This is a genomic window from Spirillospora sp. NPDC049024 (assembly GCF_040649235.1).
Classification (GTDB): domain Bacteria; phylum Actinomycetota; class Actinomycetes; order Streptosporangiales; family Streptosporangiaceae; genus Spirillospora.
Genome location: NZ_JBEZFD010000013.1, coordinates 126,772 through 145,116 on the forward strand (window position 1 = coordinate 126,772; position 18,345 = coordinate 145,116).

15 protein-coding genes and 3 tRNA genes are annotated in these 18,345 nt (G+C 71.4%); 12 read left to right on the top strand and 6 right to left on the bottom strand.

The annotated features are described in order from the left end of the window. Positions 1-49 precede the first annotated feature (49 nt). Positions 50-1,132: an NAD-dependent epimerase/dehydratase family protein gene (locus AB0C21_RS24335; protein ID WP_500207141.1), complete on the top strand. Its 1,083-nt coding sequence runs from the start codon at positions 50-52 to the stop codon at positions 1,130-1,132. Between the two features lie 110 nt (positions 1,133-1,242). On the opposite strand, the gene AB0C21_RS24340 is transcribed toward AB0C21_RS24335, so the two are convergent. After that, positions 1,243-4,143 (bottom strand): UPF0182 family membrane protein, encoded by a 2,901-nt coding sequence (locus AB0C21_RS24340; protein ID WP_500207143.1) that lies wholly within the window; start codon positions 4,141-4,143, stop codon positions 1,243-1,245. 118 nt (positions 4,144-4,261) lie between these two features. Here AB0C21_RS24340 and AB0C21_RS24345 point away from each other — a divergent pair, with 118 nt between their 5' ends. The 4 genes from AB0C21_RS24345 to AB0C21_RS24360 all read left to right on the top strand — a co-directional run bounded on the left by AB0C21_RS24345 (position 4,262) and on the right by AB0C21_RS24360 (position 6,469). Then, positions 4,262-4,792: a PPA1309 family protein gene (locus AB0C21_RS24345; protein ID WP_500207144.1), complete on the top strand. Its 531-nt coding sequence runs from the start codon at positions 4,262-4,264 to the stop codon at positions 4,790-4,792. Positions 4,793-4,825: 33 nt separating this feature from the next. Then, on the top strand, positions 4,826-5,269 hold the full coding sequence (locus AB0C21_RS24350; protein ID WP_500207146.1) for a molybdenum cofactor biosynthesis protein MoaE: 444 nt from the start codon (positions 4,826-4,828) through the stop codon (positions 5,267-5,269). Between the two features lie 27 nt (positions 5,270-5,296). Then, positions 5,297-6,346 carry a YlbL family protein gene (locus AB0C21_RS24355; RefSeq protein WP_500207148.1) on the top strand — a complete coding sequence of 350 codons (1,050 nt, stop codon included), beginning with the start codon at positions 5,297-5,299 and terminating at the stop codon, positions 6,344-6,346. A 49-nt stretch (positions 6,347-6,395) separates the two neighbouring features. Beyond that, positions 6,396-6,469 (top strand) — tRNA-Met (locus AB0C21_RS24360). A gap of 275 nt (positions 6,470-6,744) precedes the next feature. Here AB0C21_RS24360 and AB0C21_RS24365 read toward each other — a convergent pair. Continuing rightward, on the bottom strand, positions 6,745-7,737 hold the full coding sequence (locus AB0C21_RS24365; protein ID WP_500207150.1) for an aldo/keto reductase: 993 nt from the start codon (positions 7,735-7,737) through the stop codon (positions 6,745-6,747). 108 nt (positions 7,738-7,845) lie between these two features. Here AB0C21_RS24365 and AB0C21_RS24370 point away from each other — a divergent pair, with 108 nt between their 5' ends. Together AB0C21_RS24370 and AB0C21_RS24375 are read left to right on the top strand one after the other, a co-directional pair. Then, positions 7,846-8,448 (top strand): TetR/AcrR family transcriptional regulator, encoded by a 603-nt coding sequence (locus AB0C21_RS24370; protein ID WP_500207152.1) that lies wholly within the window; start codon positions 7,846-7,848, stop codon positions 8,446-8,448. 53 nt (positions 8,449-8,501) lie between these two features. Then, entirely contained in the window at positions 8,502-10,124 is a 1,623-nt protein-coding gene (locus tag AB0C21_RS24375; protein ID WP_500207154.1) for an acyl-CoA synthetase, read from the top strand. Between the two features lie 5 nt (positions 10,125-10,129). On the opposite strand, the gene AB0C21_RS24380 is transcribed toward AB0C21_RS24375, so the two are convergent. Further along, positions 10,130-11,218: a PucR family transcriptional regulator gene (locus AB0C21_RS24380; RefSeq protein WP_500207155.1), complete on the bottom strand. Its 1,089-nt coding sequence runs from the start codon at positions 11,216-11,218 to the stop codon at positions 10,130-10,132. Positions 11,219-11,335: 117 nt separating this feature from the next. On the opposite strand from AB0C21_RS24380, the gene AB0C21_RS24385 reads away from it, so the two are divergent. Next, a complete protein-coding gene (locus AB0C21_RS24385) occupies positions 11,336-12,244 on the top strand; it encodes a proline dehydrogenase family protein (protein WP_500207156.1) in 909 nt (302 codons plus the stop codon). 9 nt (positions 12,245-12,253) lie between these two features. Next, positions 12,254-13,885, top strand: a complete 1,632-nt coding sequence (gene pruA, locus AB0C21_RS24390; protein WP_500207158.1) for an L-glutamate gamma-semialdehyde dehydrogenase — start codon at positions 12,254-12,256, stop codon at positions 13,883-13,885. Between the two features lie 5 nt (positions 13,886-13,890). Here the strand turns inward: pruA and AB0C21_RS24395 are convergent, their stop codons facing one another. Further along, complete coding sequence (locus tag AB0C21_RS24395; RefSeq protein WP_500207160.1) at positions 13,891-15,096, bottom strand: cytochrome P450; 1,206 nt, start codon at positions 15,094-15,096, stop codon at positions 13,891-13,893. 61 nt (positions 15,097-15,157) lie between these two features. Here AB0C21_RS24395 and AB0C21_RS24400 point away from each other — a divergent pair, with 61 nt between their 5' ends. From AB0C21_RS24400 to AB0C21_RS24410, 3 genes are all read left to right on the top strand, one after another. After that, positions 15,158-15,817 carry a TetR/AcrR family transcriptional regulator gene (locus tag AB0C21_RS24400; RefSeq protein WP_500207162.1) on the top strand — a complete coding sequence of 220 codons (660 nt, stop codon included), beginning with the start codon at positions 15,158-15,160 and terminating at the stop codon, positions 15,815-15,817. 8 nt (positions 15,818-15,825) lie between these two features. Then, a tRNA-Met gene (locus tag AB0C21_RS24405) sits at positions 15,826-15,900 on the top strand. A 265-nt stretch (positions 15,901-16,165) separates the two neighbouring features. Beyond that, a tRNA-Met gene (locus tag AB0C21_RS24410) sits at positions 16,166-16,239 on the top strand. Positions 16,240-16,390: 151 nt separating this feature from the next. Here the strand turns inward: AB0C21_RS24410 and AB0C21_RS24415 are convergent. Both AB0C21_RS24415 and AB0C21_RS24420 read right to left on the bottom strand, forming a co-directional pair. Continuing rightward, complete coding sequence (locus AB0C21_RS24415) at positions 16,391-17,284, bottom strand: alpha/beta fold hydrolase (protein ID WP_500207164.1); 894 nt, start codon at positions 17,282-17,284, stop codon at positions 16,391-16,393. A 9-nt stretch (positions 17,285-17,293) separates the two neighbouring features. Then, positions 17,294-18,274 (bottom strand): hypothetical protein, encoded by a 981-nt coding sequence (locus tag AB0C21_RS24420; RefSeq protein ID WP_500207165.1) that lies wholly within the window; start codon positions 18,272-18,274, stop codon positions 17,294-17,296. Positions 18,275-18,345 lie beyond the last annotated feature (71 nt).

Genomic DNA, 18,345 nt, shown 5'->3' on the forward strand with positions numbered 1-18,345 from the left:
CGTTAGCCGGTCCCGGCAAGGTCGCGTACTCAAGGAAGGGGGCACCTCCGTGGCAACGGGCAAGGTTCGCCCTCGGCGTAGCAAGGGCCCGGTCGTCGCCGTCACCGGCGCGGCCTCCGGCGCGGGGCGGCTGCTGGCCGCCCGGCTCGCCGAACGGGAAGAGATCCGCAAGATCGTCGCCATCGACGGGCACCGTGGCGACGTGCCCGGGGTCACCTGGCGTGTCGTCGACATCAGGGACCCGCTGCTCTCCGGCCGGCTCTCCGACGTCGACGTGATCGTCAACCTGGACCTCGAGCGGTCCCCGGACGTGGACCCGCGCGAGCGCCGCACCCACAACGTCCGCGGCGCCCAGACCGTGGTCACCGCGGCGGCCGCGGCCCGCGTCCGGCGCGTGGTGCTCGTCACGTCCGCGATGGTGTACGGCGCCGGGCCCGGCAACGAGGTGCCGCTGAGCGAGGACGCGCCGCTGCTCGCCGAGGCCAGCACCTCCATCGCCGGCGACTTCCTGGAGATCGAGGAACTGGCCGCGACCGCGCACCTCACCCACCCCGGCGTCGAGGTCACCGTCGTCCGCCCCGCCGCGCTCGCCGGGCCCGGCGTGGACACCGTCGTCACCCGCCACTTCGAGGCGCCGCGGCTGCTGTCGGTCAAGGGCAGCACGCCCGGCTGGCAGTTCTGCCACATCGAGGACCTCGCGTCCGCCCTGGACGTCGTCGTCACCGAGAACGTGCCCGGCCCCGTCGCGGTCGGCTGCGAGGGCTGGCTCGGCCCCGAGGAGGTGACCGAGATCACCGGCAAGCGCGCCTTCGAGCTGCCCGCCGCCCTCACCTTCGGCATGGCGCAGCGCCTGCACCGGCTCGGCATGACCCCCGCCCCGGCCACCGACCTGCACTACGTCGCCTACCCGTGGGTCGTCGACTGCGCGCGGCTGCGCGCCGCCGGCTGGAAGCCCCTCTACGACAACGCCGCCGCCCTCCGGGCCGTGATGGAGGAGACCGCGGGACGGCACGCCGTCGTCGGCCGCCGCGTCGGCGGCAAGGAGGCCACCATGGCGACCGCCGCGGGCGCCACCGTCGCCGCGATCGGCGCCGCCGCCGCCATCCGGCGCGCCCGCAGGCGCCGCCGCTGAGCCCGGGCGCCGCCTGCCGTAAGGGCCGGAACGACCCGGCCCTCGGCGCGGCGGCGACCTCGGCGTGACGGCCCCGCCGGCTCGACGGGGCCGTCAGCCGGACGGCGCCGTCAGCTCGACGGGGGCGTGGCGCTCGGCGAGGCGGACGGTGAGGCGGACGGCGACGGGCTGGGGGAGGTCTTCGGCTCCTGGCCCGCGGCCGACAGCGCCGCCTGCGCGTCCTTGATCCGCTTCCAGGCCTCGCCCATGCCCGGGTAGTCGCCCTTCTTCTGGGCGTTCTCGTAGTCGGTCACGGCGGCCTTCAGATCCTCGATCGCCTTCTTCGCCGGCGCGCTCAACTGATCGTCCGGCGTGCCCGGCGACCCCGACTGCGCCGGGGCGCCCGACCCGCCGAGCACCTGCGTCAACGCCTGATCGAGGGTGTCGGCCGCGGCGATGCCCTCCCCGAACCGCACCAGGATCTTGCCACGGATCGGATAGGGCTGGTGCTCCGAGCCGCCCGCCGCCTTCGTGTACATCGGCTCCACGTACAGCAGGCTGCCCGCGAACGGGATCGTCAGCAGATTGCCCGGGACAGTCTTGGTCCCGTTCTGCCGCAATTTGAACAGGTCGTCCTTCACCTTCGGGTCGGTCTCGAACAGGTTCTGCACCTGGCCCGGCCCCGCCGGCTGCGCGTTGCGCGGCATCTGCAGGATCTGGATCTGCCCGTAGTCGCGCGGCGTGGACCCCACCGACATGAACGCCGCGAGCTGCCCGTTGCCGCGGGGGTTGAACACCGTGGTCAGTGAGAAGGACGGGGCGTCCTGGCCCGGCATCCGCAGGCTCTGGTAGTAGGGCGGCTGCCGCTTGCCCTTCGCGGACGGGTCCTCCGGCACCTCCCAGAAGCCCTCCCCGTTGTAGAACGCCGACGGGTCGGTCACGTGGTACTTCGTGAGGACCTTCCGCTGCACCTTGAAAAGGTCCTGCGGGTAGCGGAAGTGGGCCTCCAGCTCCGGCGGGATCGACGAGCGCGGCTGGACCGTGCCGTCGAACACCTTCATCCACGTCTTGGTGATCGGGTCGTTCTCGTCCCACTGGTACAGGTGGACGGTGCCGTCGTAGGCGTCGACGGTCGCCTTCACCGAGTTGCGCAGGTAGTTGATGTGGTCGTTCGCCTGCCGCGCCACCGCCGACCGCGTGTCGGTGATCGTGTCGCGGGTGGCCTCGCCGAGGCTCATCTGCTCCGAGTACGGGTAGCCGTTGGACGTCGTGTAGCCGTCCACCACCCACAGGATCCGGCCGTTCACCACCACCGGGTACGGGTCGCCGTCCAGCGTCAGCCATGGTGCCGCCTTCTGCACCATCTGCCGCGGCGACCGGTCGTAGAGGATCTTCGCGTTCTTGTTGATCGCCCCGGACAGCAGGAGGTTCTTGTCCTGGAACTTCGCCGAGTACAGCAGCCGGTGCGCGAACGAGTCGATGGGCACGCCGCCCTGCCCGTCGTAGGTGCTGCTCTTCTGCCCCGACGGGCTGTTGTCCGGGTAGTTCAGCTCCTGCTGGCCGCGCCCGCCGGCCACCGAGTACCGCGGCGAGCGCTCCCCGAAGTAGATCTCCGGCTGCGCCACCTTGATCGCCTGGTTGGGGGTCGCGGGCATGTCCTTGGTGATGAAGTCCGGCTCCGTGAAGGCGAAGCGGTCGCCGTAGGCGGATACGAACCCGTAGCCGTGCGTGTAGACCATGTGGTCCTTCACCCAGCTGCGCTGCCCCACCGGCGCGCCCGACAGCTCGCGCAGCGCCACCACCGTGTCGACGAGCTTGCCGTCCACCTGGTAGCGGTCCACGTCCAGGGTGTCGGGGAACCGGTAGAACGGCCGGATGCGCTGCAACTGCTGGAACGTCTCGCCCACCACGTTCGGGTCGAGGACGCGCACCCCGTTCTGCTGAAGCTTGGCCGCCTCGTCCTGAAGGGCCTTCTTGTCGGTCACCGGCTGGGTTCCGTAGGGGACGACCTTCGCCCCGTCCACCCCGTACGCCTGGCGCGTGAACTCGATGTTGCGCTGGATGTACTGGCGCTCCTTGGCCAGCTCGTCGGGCTTCACCTGGAACTGCTGGATCAGCAGCGGGTACACCCCGCCCAGCAGGATCGCCGACAGCACCAGCAGCGTGAACCCCACGCCCGGCAGCATCATGCCGCGCCGCAGCAGGTTGCCGAAGAACATGGCGGCGCACAGCAGCGCGATCACGGCCAGGATCGTCTTCGCCGGCAGCAGCGCGTTCACGTCCGTGTAGGACGCGCCCGTCGCCGCCCCCCGCTCCGAATGCACCAGCCCGTACCGGTCGAACCAGTACGCGACCGCCTTCAGCAGGATGAACAGGCCGAACAGCACCGACAGGTGCGCCCGCGCGGGCGGGCTCGCCTTGTCGCCCGGCCCCTGCAGCCGCAGCCCCCCGTACAGGTAGTGCACCATCACCGCGGCCAGGATCGACAGGATCACCGTCGCGAAGACCACCCCGATGACCAGGCGCAGGAAGGGGTAGGTGAAGACGTAGAACGAGACGTCCTTGTGGAACTGCGGGTCGCGCACGCCGAACGGCGTCCGGTTGAGGAACGCCAGCCACACGGGCCACTGGCCCGCCACCGACGACCCCGTCAGCACCCCCAGCATCCCGAGCAGCGCCCACGCGATCAGCCGCCGCCGCGGATCGATCACCGCCCGGTACCGCTCCAGGCCCTGCTGCTCCACCGACAGCGGCCGGTACGCCGGGCGCAGCCGGTACGCCACCACGACGTTCGCGCCCACCACCAGCGCCATCAGCAGCCCCGCCCCGAAGAACAGGACGACCTTCGCCTGGAGCTGCGTCGTGAAGACCGACGAGAAACCGATCGAGCGGTACCAGAGCAGATCGGTGTACACGGCCGTGAAGACCAGGAACGCGACCAGCAGCGCCGCCAGCGCCACCAGCACCGGTAGCAGCAGCCGTGTCCGTCCGGTGCCGAGCCGGCGCCCGAAACCGGGAGTCCGGAAGGTCAAGTGGCCCCTCCGATCGAGATCTCTCCCACCGGCCGCCCGCCGGTGCTGTAGATGCAACTTACCGACTGGGAGCGGGGTTCCCGCATTTCCCCGTGTCGAATGGGGGAAAGATGGGCCCGTGAGTCTTCTGGAAGAAGTCGTGCTGGACCTCGAACGTCACTCGGCCCAGGAGGGCTGGGACAGCACGCCCCGCATCTACGCCCTCGTCCGCAGCTCAGAACTGCGCCGCGCCGAACCCGAGCTCGCCGAGCAGCTCGGCCTCGACCCCGCGGCCGACACCCTCGCCGCCCTCGAACAGCCCGCCCTGCCCGACCAGGCCGGCATCGAGGACGCCCTCGCCACCATCGCCTGGCCCGACGCCGTCGAAGGCTGCGCCCTCGTCATGGAGCGGATCGTCCTGCCCCCCGAGGCCGAGGACGAGATCCCCGAGGACGAGGCCGAGGCCGCCGAGTTCGCCGCCTCCCACCCCGGGCGCGAGGACGTCCGCATGATCGTCGGCGTGCTGCGCGACGGCGCCCGGCACGCCGCCCTCCGGCTGCGCCGCCACGACACCGAAGACGAGGTCCTCTCCGGGCCCGACCTCGTCCCCGCCCTCGCCGAGGCCCTCGCCGCCACCTTCGAACCCGACGAGCCCGGCACACCGGAGTGAACGTGATCGCCCGGGAGAGGTAGCCTGCGGGACGTGAGCCACAGCGTTACCGGCGAGGGCGTCATCCGGCTGATCGGCGTGCGCGACACGCCCCTGTCCGTCGACGAGGTGTACGCCGCCGTCGGCGCCCCCGGCGCCGGCGGCACCGCCGTGTTCGTCGGCACCGTCCGCGACACCGACCACGCCCGCGCCGTCACCGCCCTCTCCTACAGCGCCCACCCCACCGCCGAACGCGAACTCCGCGCCGTCATGGAGAAGGTCGCCGCCGACCTCCCCGTCCTCGGCCTCGCCGCCCTCCACCGCGTCGGAGACCTCGACATCGGCGACATCGCCGTCGTCGTCGCCGCGTCCTGCCCCCACCGCGACGAGGCCTTCACCGCCTGCCGCCGCCTCATCGACGACCTCAAGGCCACCGTCCCCATCTGGAAGCACCAGACCTTCGCCGACGGAGGCGACGAGTGGGTCGGAGCCTGCTGAGCGCCCGAACCGCATAGAGTTTCCGGCATGTCTCGTCGTGCCGCCACGCTCAGCCTCGCGAGCGTGCTCGTCCTCGTGCTCGCCCTGATCGGCTCCGTCATGCGCGTCCCCTACGTCGCGCTGATGCCCGGGCCCACGAGCAACACCCTCGGCACGAACGACAAGGGCCAGCCCCTCATCAGGATCGACGGCCGGCAGACCTACCCCGACCAGGGCCACCTCAACTTCACCACCGTCACCTACCGCGGCGGCCCCGGCGGGCGCATCGACCTCTTCACCGCCCTGCGCGGCTGGATCGCCGGCGACACCGCCGTCGTCCCCGAAGAGACGATCTTCCCGAAGAACGAGTCGCCCAAGCAGGTCGACCAGGAGAACACCCGGGCGATGCAGGACTCCCAGCAGAACGCCGAGGCCGCCGCCCTCCACGAACTCGGCATCCCCGTCACCACCCGCGTCGTCGTCGACGGCGTCCAGAAGGGCCGCCCCGCCGACGGCGTCCTGCGCCCCGGCGACGAGATCACCGCCCTCGACGGCGCCGCCGTCACCAGCGTCTCCCAGGTCACCGGCACCATGGCCAAGCGCCAGATCGGCACCCCCGTCACCCTCACCTACAAGCGCGGCGCCACCGAGGCCAAGGCCACCCTCAAGACCGTCGCCGACCCCAGCGGCAAGCGCGCCGTCGTCGGCATCGTCCTCTCCGACCAGTACAAGTTCCCCTTCAAGATCGACATCAGCATCGGCGACGTCGGCGGCCCCTCCGCCGGCCTCATGTTCTCCCTCGCCATCGTCGACAAGCTCACCCCCGGCCCCCTCACCCAGGGGAAGTTCATCGCCGGCACCGGCACCATCACCCCCGACGGCGCCGTCGGCCCCATCGGCGGCATCCAGCAGAAGATGATCGCCGCCCGCAACGCCGGCGCCACCGTCTTCATCACCCCCAAGGACAACTGCGCCGACGCCGTCGGCTCCCGCCCCGACGGCCTCCGCCTCATCCGCGCCGACACCCTCCACAGCACCGTCCAGGCGCTCAACGCCCTCACGAGCGGCAAAGGCACCGTCCCCGCCTGCACCCGCTGACCGACCCGTACGAACCACTCCCTCCGATGCCATAGACTTAAAACATCACCGCGGGGTGGAGCAGTTCGGTAGCTCGCTGGGCTCATAACCCAGAGGTCGCAGGTTCAAATCCTGCCCCCGCTACTGGTCCTTAGGGTCCTCCTGGTCGCCGCTTTGCGGCTTCCCCAGGGGGACCCTTCGCATTTCGCCCGGGGGGGGCGACCCCCCGGATCCCCCCGTTCCTCCGCCTCCCCCACCCGCCCGCCCCTGGGGCTCCGCCCCTATCCCCCCTCGGGCTTCGCCCTTCGTTTCTCCTCGGGGTCCGGTACTGGGTTCTCCTCAGGTTCAGTCCCCTGGGGCTTCGCCTCTAGATCCCGCTCGGGCTTCGCCCTTCGCTTCTCCTCGGCGGCCTGCGGGGGTTACCAGGCGTAGGCCTCGGGGGCGGGCTTTGGGCCGTTGGGGGCGGGGGGTGGGAAGATCTCGTTCAGGGTCGCCAGGGTTTCGGGGGCCAGAGTGATCTCCAGGGCGCGGAGCGTGCCGTCCAGTTGGTCCAGGGTTCGGGGGCCGATGATCGGGCCGGTGACGCCCTCCTGGGCCAGGAGCCAGGCCAGGCCGACGTGGGCGGGGTCCTCGCCTTGGGCGGCGCACAGCTTTTCGTACGCTTCGACGGACTCCCGCTGCTTCTCCAGTGCGGCGGCCCATAGGCCCGTGCCGCTGCGGGCGGCGTTGCCCTCTCGTTCCTTGCGTAGGACGCCGCTTAGGACGCCGCCGTGCAGCGGCGACCACGGGATCACGCCCAGGCCGTACTCCCGCGCGGCGGGCAGCACCTCCAGCTCCGCCCAGCGCGACATCAGGTTGTAGATCGACTGCTCGCTCACCAGGCCTAGGAAGTGCCGGTTCCGGGCTGCCTCCTGCGCCTGCGCTATGTGCCAGCCGGCGAAGTTGGACGAGCCGAAATACAGCACCTTCCCTTGGGCGTGCAGGACGCTGAAGGCCTCCCAGATCTCGTCCCACGGCGTGGCCCGGTCGATGTGGTGCATCTGGTACAGGTCGATGTAGTCGGTCTGCAAACGCCTCAGGGACGCCTCGACCGCGCGCCGGATGTGCAGGGCGGACAGGCCCCTGTCATTGGGGCCGTCGCCCATCGGGCCGTAGACCTTCGTGGCGAGGACGGTCTTGTCACGGCGGCCGCCGCCGGTCGCGAACCAGCGGCCGATGATCTGCTCGGTGCGGCCCGCGCCGTCCTCGCCGCCGTAGATGTCGGCGGTGTCGAAGAAGTTGATGCCGTGCTCGTGCGCCCGGTCCATGATCGCGTTGCTGTCCGCCTCGGACGTCCTCGTGCCGAAGTTCATGGTGCCGAGGACCAGCCGGGACACCGAGAGGCCGCTCCGGCCCAGACGGGTGTACTCCATGGGTTGCTCCCGCTTGTATGCGTCGACCTTGATGCGGAGACGGTACAACTTGCAACATTGATGTAGCAAGTTCGGGTTGAAGTGTGACTGTGTCGTATGCTTTTGCTCATGGCTACTCAGCGTCAGGTGAGAGGTGGGTTCGGGCGGCCGATGCGGGCGGACGCCGAGCGGACCGTGACGGCGATCCTGGAGGCGGCCGAGCGCACCCTCGGGCGCGATCCGGCGGCCACGATGGAGCAGATCGCCGAGGCCGCCGGCGTCGCCCGCACCACGGTCCACCGGCGCTTCGCCACCCGCGAGGCGCTGGTCGAGGCCCTGGCGGAGTGGGCCGCCCGGCGGTTCGCCGACGCGGTGGACGCCGCCCACCCGGACACGGCGCCGCCCCTGGTCGCCCTCTACCAGACGACCGCGAACGTCCTCAGCGTCAAGGTCGGTTGGGGGTTCGCGATGAGCCAGGCCTCCTCGGCCGACCCCGAGGTGGCGAAGGTGTACGCCGACGTTCGGGAGACGTGCGAGCGGATGTTCCGCCGCGCTCAAGAGGCGGGCGTCTTCCGCGCCGACGTCGACATCCCCTGGACGCGCCGCGTCTACTACGCGCTGATCCACGAGGCGGCCAAGAACCGGGACGGGGAGGACACGGACGCCCTCGCGACCCTCGTCGTGGACACCCTGCTCCGCGGCGCCGGGACCCCTCACCCTGAGCGTCTCTGAGGCCGTTCCGCGACCCCCTTTCGGGGGTGGTGGGGGTGTGGGGGTGTGTGGTTATGATCTGGCCATATTGCTCTCACCTGCGGTTTTGTGGGGAAGGTGGCCTTGTGTCTGTTGTGGGGCGGGCTCGTCAGCACTCCGTCGGAGATCTCCTGCATCGGACTGCCCGGCGGGATCCTCGGAAGCCGGCCGTCGTCAGCGGAGATCTCCGGGTCACGTTCGCGGAGTTCGACGTCGCGGTGAACCGGGCCGCGCACGCGCTGGCGGCGCGGGGGCTCGGCAAGGGGGACCGGCTCGCGCTGCTCAGCCACAACTGCTGGCAGTACGCGGTGACGGCGTTCGCCACGGCGAAGCTCGGCGTGGTGCTCGTGCCGATCAACTTCATGCTGAACGCCGAGGAGATCACCTACATCCTCGGACACTCGGGGGCGTCCGGGATCGTCGCGGAGGACGCGCTCGCCGCGACCGCCGAGAAGGCGCTCGCCGCGGCCGGCGTCCAGGACGGGGTGCGCGGGTGGATCCCGCTGTCGGGCGCGGCGCCCGGAGAGGGGTGGGAGGACGTCGACGCCTGGTGGAGTGAGGGGCCCTCGGCCGCGCCGGACGTGCTCGTGGAGGACGACGACCCGCTGCGGATCATGTACACCTCGGGGACCGAGTCGCGGCCCAAGGGAGTGGTGCTGACCAGCCGGTCCCTCATCAGCCAGTACGTGAGCTGCGTGGTCGACGGCGAGATGAGCGGCGACGACGTCGAGGTGCACTCGCTGCCGATGTACCACTGCGCGCAGCTCGACTGCTTCTTCTCCGTCGACGTCTACCTCGGCGCCACCAGCATCATCCTGCCGGCGCCCGACCCCGCGGCCCTGCTGGAGACGATCGAGCGGGAGAAGGTGACCAAGCTCTTCTGCCCGCCCACCGTCTGGATCTCGCTGCTGCGCCACCCGGACTTCGACCGGCGCGACCTGTCGAGCCTGAAGAAGGGCTACTACGGGGCCTCGCCCATGCCCGTGGAGGTGCTGCGGGAGCTCATGCGGCGGCTGCCTGACGTGCGGCTGTGGAACTTCTACGGGCAGACGGAGATGGCGCCGCTCGCCACCATCCTGAAGCCGCACGAGCAGCTCGAACGGGCCGGCAGCGCGGGGCGCGCGGCCATCAACGTGGAGACCATGCTCGTGGACGACGACGGCGCGCCCGTGGGGGTCGGGGAGGTCGGCGAGATCGTCCACCGCAGCCCGCACGCCGCGCTCGGGTACTACCGCGACGAGGAGAAGACCGCCGAGGCGTTCCGGGACGGGTGGTTCCACTCCGGCGACCTCGGGATCATGACCGAGGACGGCTACCTCTCGGTGGTCGACCGCAAGAAGGACATGATCAAGACGGGTGGCGAGAACGTCGCCAGCCGGGAGGTCGAGGAGGCCGTCTACGAGCTGGAGGGCGTGGCCGAGGTCGCCGTCTTCGGGATCAGCCACCCGCACTGGATCGAGGCCGTCACCGCGGTGGTCGTGCCGAAGCCGGGCGCCGCGCTGACCGTGGACGACGTCCACGCGCACGCCCGCGAGCGGCTCGCCCCCTACAAGCGCCCCAAGTACGTGGTCCTCGCCGACGCGCTGCCCAAGAACCCCAGCGGCAAGATCCTCAAGCGGGATCTGCGGGACCGGCATGCCGGGCTCGCTCAGGCCTGAGGCCTTTAGGTCAGGTGGGGGGCCAGGGTCAGGGCCAGGTGGAGTGTCAGGCGGTCCTGGCCGTTGGTGAGGGTCAGGGCCGTCAGCTCCTCTATGCGGCGCAGGCGGTGGTAGAGGGTCTGGCGGTGGATGTTCAGGGCCTTCGCCGTCAGCTGGACGTTGCCCGCCAGGTCCAGGTAGGTGCGGGCCGTCTTCGCGAGGTCGTCGTGCGCTAGGAGGCGCTCGGTGCCCGGGGTCTGGGTCGTCTGGGCCAGGGCCTCGTCGCCCGCTGTGCGCAGGAGGCGGAGGACGCCCAGGGACGTCCAGTCTCGGATCTCGCCAGGGGCGGCTGTGCGGGCGGCCACGCGGGCCCGGAGCCAGCCTTCGTGGACGTCGTCCAGGGTGGGGCACGGCGAGTACACGCCCGTGTGGACGGGGGTGTTGCGTTCCTCCAGGAGGCGGCGAGCGCGGGCCAGAGCGGTCGGTGCGCTGCCCACGGGGACGAGGAGGACGTGGTCGCGCTGCCACACCGTCGCCAGGACGGAGTGGGGGAGCAGCCACGGGTTGAGCGGCTCGGGGCTGGGAGTCCGCAGGACGGCCACCGTCAGGGGCGGGTCGGCCGCTCCGGCGTCGGTGAGGTCGTCGGCGGCCTGGGTCCGGACGCCGGGGTGCGTGGACAGCAGGTCGGCGACCTTCCAGCCGAGGTCGTCGCGCTCGCGGGCCTGGCGGGCCATGAGGAGGCCGGCGCGCTCGCACAGGGGCATGGCCCTGGCCGCCTGGGCGTCGGTGATGCGCTCCTTGTCGTCCAGCAGCCAGAGGTAGCCGTAGGTGACGTTGTTCCAGCGGACGGGCAGGCACAGGCGGGCGAGCTGGCCGAGGGCGGCGTCGGCCGGGATGCGGACGGGGCCCGTCGCGCGGGCGATGCCGTGGCGCTCGAAGCGGGCGCGGACGGCCTCGGTGGCGCGGCGGTGCAGGATCGAGTTCATCCGGACGGGGTCGATCGTGTCGCCGTGCGCGGCGTAGGCGACCAGATGGAAGTCGCGGTCCTCCAGGGTCGCGGGCGCGCGCAGGAGGTCGGCCGCCTGTTCCACGATTTCCTGCAGATCGGGTGCCATCGCGATCCCTTCGTACATCTGTATGAGGACGGGCCGCTCTGAAAGTGGCGTTTGACTATAGGGGCCGCGCGGCGGTGCTCCTAACGTGCGAGGTGTTCCTTGACGTTGGAGGGTTCCATGCTCAGCCCGCTTCTTCTCGCCGCCGCGCGCAGCGGCCGGATGCGCGACGTCATCACCTCCGTGCCGCTGACCAGGGGAGTCGTCGACCGGTTCGTCGCCGGGGACGATCTCCACGCCGCCCTTGCGGCCGTCCGGGAACTGCGGGACGGCGGGCTCGAGGTCACCCTCGACCACCTCGGGGAGGACACCCGGGAGCCCGCCCAGGCGCGCGCCACCCGGGACGCCTACCTGGAGTTGTTCGAGGCGTTCGAGGGGCAGGGGCTCGCCCGGGGCTCCGACGCCTCGGTGAAGCTGTCCGCGCTCGGGCAGGCGCTGCCCGGCGACCTCGCGCTCGACCACGCGCGGGAGATCTGCGCCGCGGCCGGGCGGGTCGGCATGACCGTCACCCTCGACATGGAGGACCACACGACGGTCGACTCCACGCTGGAGATCCTCGGGAAGCTGCGGGTCGACTTCCCGTGGGTGGGGGTCGCCGTCCAGGCCATGCTGCGCCGCACCGAGGGCGACCTGCGGGACCTGGTGGGCGAGGGGTCCCGCGTGCGGCTGGTCAAGGGCGCCTACGCCGAGCCCGCGTCGGTCGCCTACCAGAGCAGGCACGAGGTCGACCGCGCCTACGTGCGGGCGCTGCGGGACCTCATGCGCGGCGACGGGTACCCGATGGTCGCCAGCCACGACCCCCGGATCATCGAGATCGCGCGCTCCCTGGCCGCCGAGCGCTCGCCCGCGTCCTACGAGTTCCAGATGCTCTACGGCATCCGGACCGCCGAGCAGCGGCGGCTCGCCGAGGCCCACCGGATGCGCGTCTACGTCCCCTACGGCGCCGACTGGTACGGCTACTTCATGCGGCGGCTCGCCGAGCGGCCCGCCAACCTCGCCTTCTTCCTCCGTTCGTTCGTCTCCCGCTAAGGAGTTTCCATGGACGCCGTCACCAACGTTCCGACACCGGCGAACGAGCCGGTGCGCGGCTATGCGCCCGGCAGCGCCGAGCGGGCCCGGCTGGAGGCGAAGCTCGCCGAGCTGACCGCCGAGGCGCCGATCGACCTGCCCATGACGATCGGCGGCGAGCGGCGGCTCGGGGCGGGCGCCAAGGTCGCCGTCGTCCAGCCGCACCGGCACGCCGCCGTGCTCGGGACGTTCGGCACCGCGACCGAGGAGGACGCCCGGGACGCCATCGCCGCCGCCCTCGAGGCCGCGCCGGCATGGCGGGCGATGTCCTTCGACGACCGGGCCGCGATCTTCCTGCGCGCCGCCGACCTGCTCGCCGGGCCGTGGCGGGAGACCCTGCTGGCCGCGACCATGCTGGGGCAGTCCAAGACCGTCCAGCAGGCTGAGATCGACAGCCCCTGCGAGCTCGTCGACTTCTGGCGCTTCAATGTGCACTTCGCCCGGCGGATCCTTGCCGAGCAGCCGATCAGCAGCCCCGGCGTGTGGAACCGGTCCGACCACCGGCCGCTGGAGGGGTTCGTCTACGCGATCACCCCGTTCAACTTCACCGCGATCGCCGCGAACCTGCCGACCGCGCCCGCCCTGATGGGCAACGTCGTCGTGTGGAAGCCGTCGCCCACGCAGACGTACTCGGCCGTGCTGCTCATGAGGCTCCTGGAGGAGGCCGGGCTCCCCGCCGGCGTCATCAACCTCGTGACCGGCGACGGGCTCGCGGTGTCCGACGTGGCGCTCCAGCACCCCGACCTCGCCGGGATCCACTTCACCGGCTCCACCAAGACGTTCCAGCACCTGTGGAAGACGGTCGGCGCCAACATCGAGAAGTACCGGAGCTACCCGCGGGTCGTGGGGGAGACGGGCGGCAAGGACTTCGTCGTCGCGCACCCGTCCGCCGACCGGGCCGTGCTGAGGACCGCGCTCGTGCGCGGCGCCTTCGAGTACCAGGGCCAGAAGTGCTCCGCCGCGTCCCGCGCCTACGTCCCGCGCTCAATCTGGGAGGACGGGTTCAAGGAGGAGCTGGCCGCGGAGGTCGACGGGCTCACCATGGGCGACGTCGCCGACCTGTCCAACTTCATGGGCGCCGTCATCGACGAGCGGGCCTTCGCCAAGAGCAAGGCCGCCATCGAGCGCGCCCAGGCCGACCCGGACGTCGAGATCGTCGCCGGCGGGACCTGCGACGACTCCGTCGGCTACTTCGTGCGGCCCACCGTGCTCGTGTCCGGCGACCCCGAGAACGAGATCTTCCGGACCGAGTACTTCGGCCCGATCCTCGGCGTCCACGTCTACGACGACGAGCGGTACGACGAGATGCTCGCCCAGATGGAGTCGGTCGCCGACTACGCGCTCACCGGCGCCGTCATCGCCACCGACCGGGCCGCCGCGGCGCACACCGCCGAGGTCCTCCGGTACGCGGCCGGCAACTTCTACATCAACGACAAGCCCACCGGCGCCGTCGTCGGGCAGCAGCCGTTCGGCGGCGCCCGGGCGTCCGGCACCAACGACAAGGCCGGCTCGGTGTTCAACCTGCTGCGCTGGACGTCCCCCCGCTCGATCAAGGAGACGTTCGTCCCGCCGACCGACTACCGCTACCCGCACATGCAGTAGGCGCCTCAGGCCCCGACGCCCGTGGCCGGGAGCGACGCCCAGCCGCGGGTGAACGGGGACCGGATGCGCTCCGCGTTCTCCAGGTCCACTCCTGTGCGGGGGTGGGCCTGGAGAAGCTCCTCCAGCGCTACGCGGGCCTGGAGCTTGGCCAGGTGCGACCCGATGCAGAAGTGCACGCCGCTGGAGAAGCCCAGGTGGCGCGGGATCGCGCGGGCGACGTCCAGCTCGCCCGCGGACGGGCCGAACTCGCGCTCGTCCCGGTTCGCCGACCCGAACAGCATCATCACCTTCTCACCCTCCGGGATCTCCGTCCCGTGCAGCGTGACCGGGCGGGTGGTCGTCCGGGCCAGCGCCTGAACGGAGCTCTCCAGGCGCAGGAACTCCAGCAGCGCGTTCGGGATCAGCGACGGGTCGGCCGCCAGCCGCTCCCGCTGCGCGTGGTCGCCGTCCAGCAGCGCCACGCCGTGCGAGATCAGGTTCCCCGTCGTGTCGTTGCCGCCCGCCACCATGACGAAGCAGAAGCCGAGGACGTCCCAGTCGGTGAGGCGCTCCCCGTCCACCTCGGCGGCGGTCAGCGCGCTGATCAGATCCCCGGACGGGTCGGCGCGGCGCGCGGCGATCACGTCGCTGAAGTAGCCGAACATCTCCGCCACCGCCTGCACGGCGCCGTCCTGCATCGAGCGCAGGCCGAACCCCTCGTCCTGCAAGGTCGTGAGGGCCGACACCCACGGATCGAACCGCGCGCGGTCGGCCTCCGGGACGCCGAGCAGGTGCGCCAGCGCGAACGTCGGCAGCGGCGAGGAGAAGTCCCGGTGCAGGTCGGGAGTCTCGCCGTCCGCGGCCTTCCGCTCCATCAGCGCTATCCGGGAGCGGACGAAATCCCGCAGCAGCGATTCGAGCTCGGCCGTCCGGCGCGGCGTGAACCCGTGGCTGACCAGGCGCCGCAGCACGGTGTGGCGCGGCGGATCCAGCATGACGATCGTCGGGGCCAGGCCCAGCGTGCCGATCTCGTCCGGGTAGAACGTCAGGCCCTGCGCCGAGGAGAACGTCGCCGCGTCCCGCGTCGCCGCCCAGACGTCGTCGAAGCGCGACAGCGTCCAGAACGGCGGATCCTCGTGGCGGTGCACCGGCTCCTCGTCCCGGAGCCGCCGGTACGCCGGATAGGGGTCGGCCTGGAACCCGGGATCGAAGGGGTCGTAGACGTCCGCCATGGCCGGGCCTCCGAGGTTCTAACAGGCGTCGTTATTAACGCTCCCTGTTAGTATCATCGGCGTGCCGAAGGACGCAAGAGCCACCCGCGACGCCCTCATCCGCGCCGGCGCCCACCTCTTCGCCGCCCACGGCATCGACGCCGCCCGCACCCGCGACATCGTCGCCCTCGCCGGCCAGGCCAACGACTCCGCCGTCACCTACCACTTCGGCTCCCGCGACGGCCTCCTCGACGCCATCCTCCGCGCCGGCGTCACCCGCATGGAACCCGCCCGCGCCGCCACCCTCCCCGGCCTCCGCCCAGACGACCTCCACGCCATCGTCGACGCCGTCGTCCGCCCCACCGCCGACGAACTCCGCACCCCCCACGGCCGCGACTTCCTCCGCATCACCGCCCAACTCGCCGGACGCGCCGGAATCCGCGACCACCGCCCCCCGCCCGTCCTCCACGGCACCGCCCTCCAGCAGCAGCTCCACCTCCTCGAAACCGCCTGCCGCGCCGCCCTCCCCGAACCCCTCGCCCTCGAACGCATCTCCCTCTTCATCGCCTTCCTCACCGCCGCCCTCGCCGACCGCGCCACCCGAACCCACCCCACCGACACGCCCCCGCCCGACCCCGACCACGACACCTTCACCACCGACCTCACCGCCATGCTGACCGCCGCCCTCCAAGCCCCCGCGATAAACCGTTTGCCCGCCACGAACCCACCCCCGTACCGTTAAGTCATCGCCGCGGGGTGGAGCAGTTCGGTAGCTCGCTGGGCTCATAACCCAGAGGTCGCAGTGTTCAAATCCTGCCCCCGCTACGGATCGGGATCCCCTGGTCGCCGCTTTGCGGCTTCCCGGGGATCCTTCGCTTTTCGCCCGGGGGACGATCCCCCGGAGCCCCCTGGTGCCGCCACCATCCCCCACCCGCCCGCCCCTGGGGCTTCGCCCCTATCCCCCCCTCGGGCTTCGCTCCTCGCCTCCCTCGGGTTCCGCCCCTCGTCCCCTCGGGTTCCGGCGATCGTCCGTGCTGCTTCCGAATCTGTTTGCCTAAGCCATCCCCACCCCATAGAGTTAAGCCATCGCCGCGGGGTGGAGCAGTTCGGTAGCTCGCTGGGCTCATAACCCAGAGGTCGCAGGTTCAAATCCTGCCCCCGCTACTGGTCCTAGGGTCCTCTTGGTCGCGGGCTTCGCCCGCTCCCCAAGGGGGCCCTTCGCCATTTCCTGGGGGACGATCCCCCGGAGCCCCCTGGTGCCGCCGCCATCCCCCACCCGCCCGCCCCTGGGGCTCCGCCCCTAGACCCCCTCGGGTCAGTTCGGGGTGGATAGGACCTCGCGCAGTTTCTGCGCGAAGGCTTCCGGCTGGCCTGCCTGGCCGTACTCGCCGCCCAGGAAGCCGCCGTGGTGGCTTGGGAAGACGGTGGGCTTCTGGCCCAGCAGGTCGGCGGCCGCCACTGAGGTGCGGCCGGTGAAGGTGTCCCCTGTCTCCTCGCCCACCGCGATCACGATGCGGGTACGGGACGCGGTGAGCGCGGCGGCGTCGGGGCGGTAGCTGCTGACCGCCCATGACCGGTCGCTCAGGAGCGGGTCCTCCCGGGTGCCGTCGTCGTCGGTCGGCATGCCGAACGCAGCGGGGTCCGGTGCCGGCTGGGCGAAGTAGTCGTCGGTGTACTCGCCGCGCCACGAGGTCATCATGATGAAGGCCGCCATACCCGCGCCCGAGCCCTTGGCCTGGTAGACGTCCCGGACGTCGGCCCGGGCGCGTTCGGCCGCCTCGGCGTCGGGGAGCAGCGCCATGAGCGGCGGCTCGTGCGCCACCAGGGTGGCCACGTCATCGGGGTACGCGGCCACCAGGGCGAGCGCGGTCACCGCGCCGCCGCTGCTGGCGAACAGCTCCACGGGACCGGCCCCGAGCGCCTCGATGAGCGCGTGGACGTCGCCGGCCTGGACCTCCGGTGACTGGTCCACCCGGCCGTCCTTGCGGGTGCTGCGGCCCAGGCCGCGCGGGTCGTAGGTGACCACGGTGCGGTCGGGGAAGTGCGACGCCAGCGTGCCGAAGCCGGCGGCGCCCATCGGCTGGCCGATCATGAGCAGCGGCGGGCGGCCGTCGGCGGGCGGCAGCGGTCCGCGGACGTCGTAGACGAGGTCGGCCTCGGGCGTCCCGAGCGTGTGTGCAGTAGCCATGCCCATGTCGACCTCCGCCACGTCGAGAACTCATCGGTCGAGTGACGGGTGCATCCACTCGGCGGTGGTGAGGGTCAAACGGTCCTCGTAAGGGAAGCGCTCGTCCTCGTCCTGGGGGAGTGCGCTTCGGACGAAGCAGCGGTGCAGGAGCAGTTCCCGGCGCTGGTCCAGCGGGCGCGCGGCGTCCGGGTGGTGAGGCGGGTCCTGCGGAGGGTCCTCGCCGGTGTCGACCGTGCCGTCCCAGTTGAAGTGCAGGCCGTCCTCGTCGGCGTAGAAGCGGGGGAAGGCCGTGCGCCATTGCGAGTTCGAACCCCAGCCGTGCGACAGGTCGTCGGTCGGGCGCGGGTCCCGGCGGAAGGTGAAGTACAGGGTCGAGGTCGTGGCCACCTCGGCGTCGATCAGGTGGCGTGGGGCGCGCACGCGGACACCGGCGCGGCTGAACAGCAGGTCGCCGAACCAGAAGCCCGGCCACAGCACCTCCTCGACGGTCACCTTCGTCGAGGTCTGGTCCTGCACCACGGCGAAGATCTCATGGTGGAAGGGCGAGAACGCCTGGGCTTGGTCGAAGGGGGTCAGGCCGATCCCGGTGAGGAACTCCGTGTGCATGGTCAGGGCCGCCCGGTCCAGCTTGCGGGGGCCGTGCCGGCCGGGGGTGGCGGTCGTCCGCCATCCGCCCAACTCCATCCTGTGGGCGGTGCTGCCCTCGATGACCGGGCGTCCTCCGGTTACGCCGAAACCTTGGGGCGGGTCCCCTTCGGGGCAGGAGAGCTCGATCAGGTAGTCGCTGATCCTGCTCAGCGCGTAGAGCTTCGTGAGCCGCCACAACTGCTCGTCCTCCACGGTGTACCCGCCGGCGGGGACCGGCTCCCGCCGGCGGAGCGGAGCCAGCTCGGCCAGATGGGCGGCCGCCGTGCGGCGCCGGTCCGCCAGGTGGCGGCGGGCCCCTTCGGTGTCGTCGTGGTCCAGCAGTTCCTCGTAGAGCCGGCGGAAGTAGCGCCAGTCGAGTTCCATCGCGCGATCATGACAGGGCGTCCGGGGGGACCTCGGCCAGTGGGGTGCGGGTCTACCGTGGGGATGCGGTG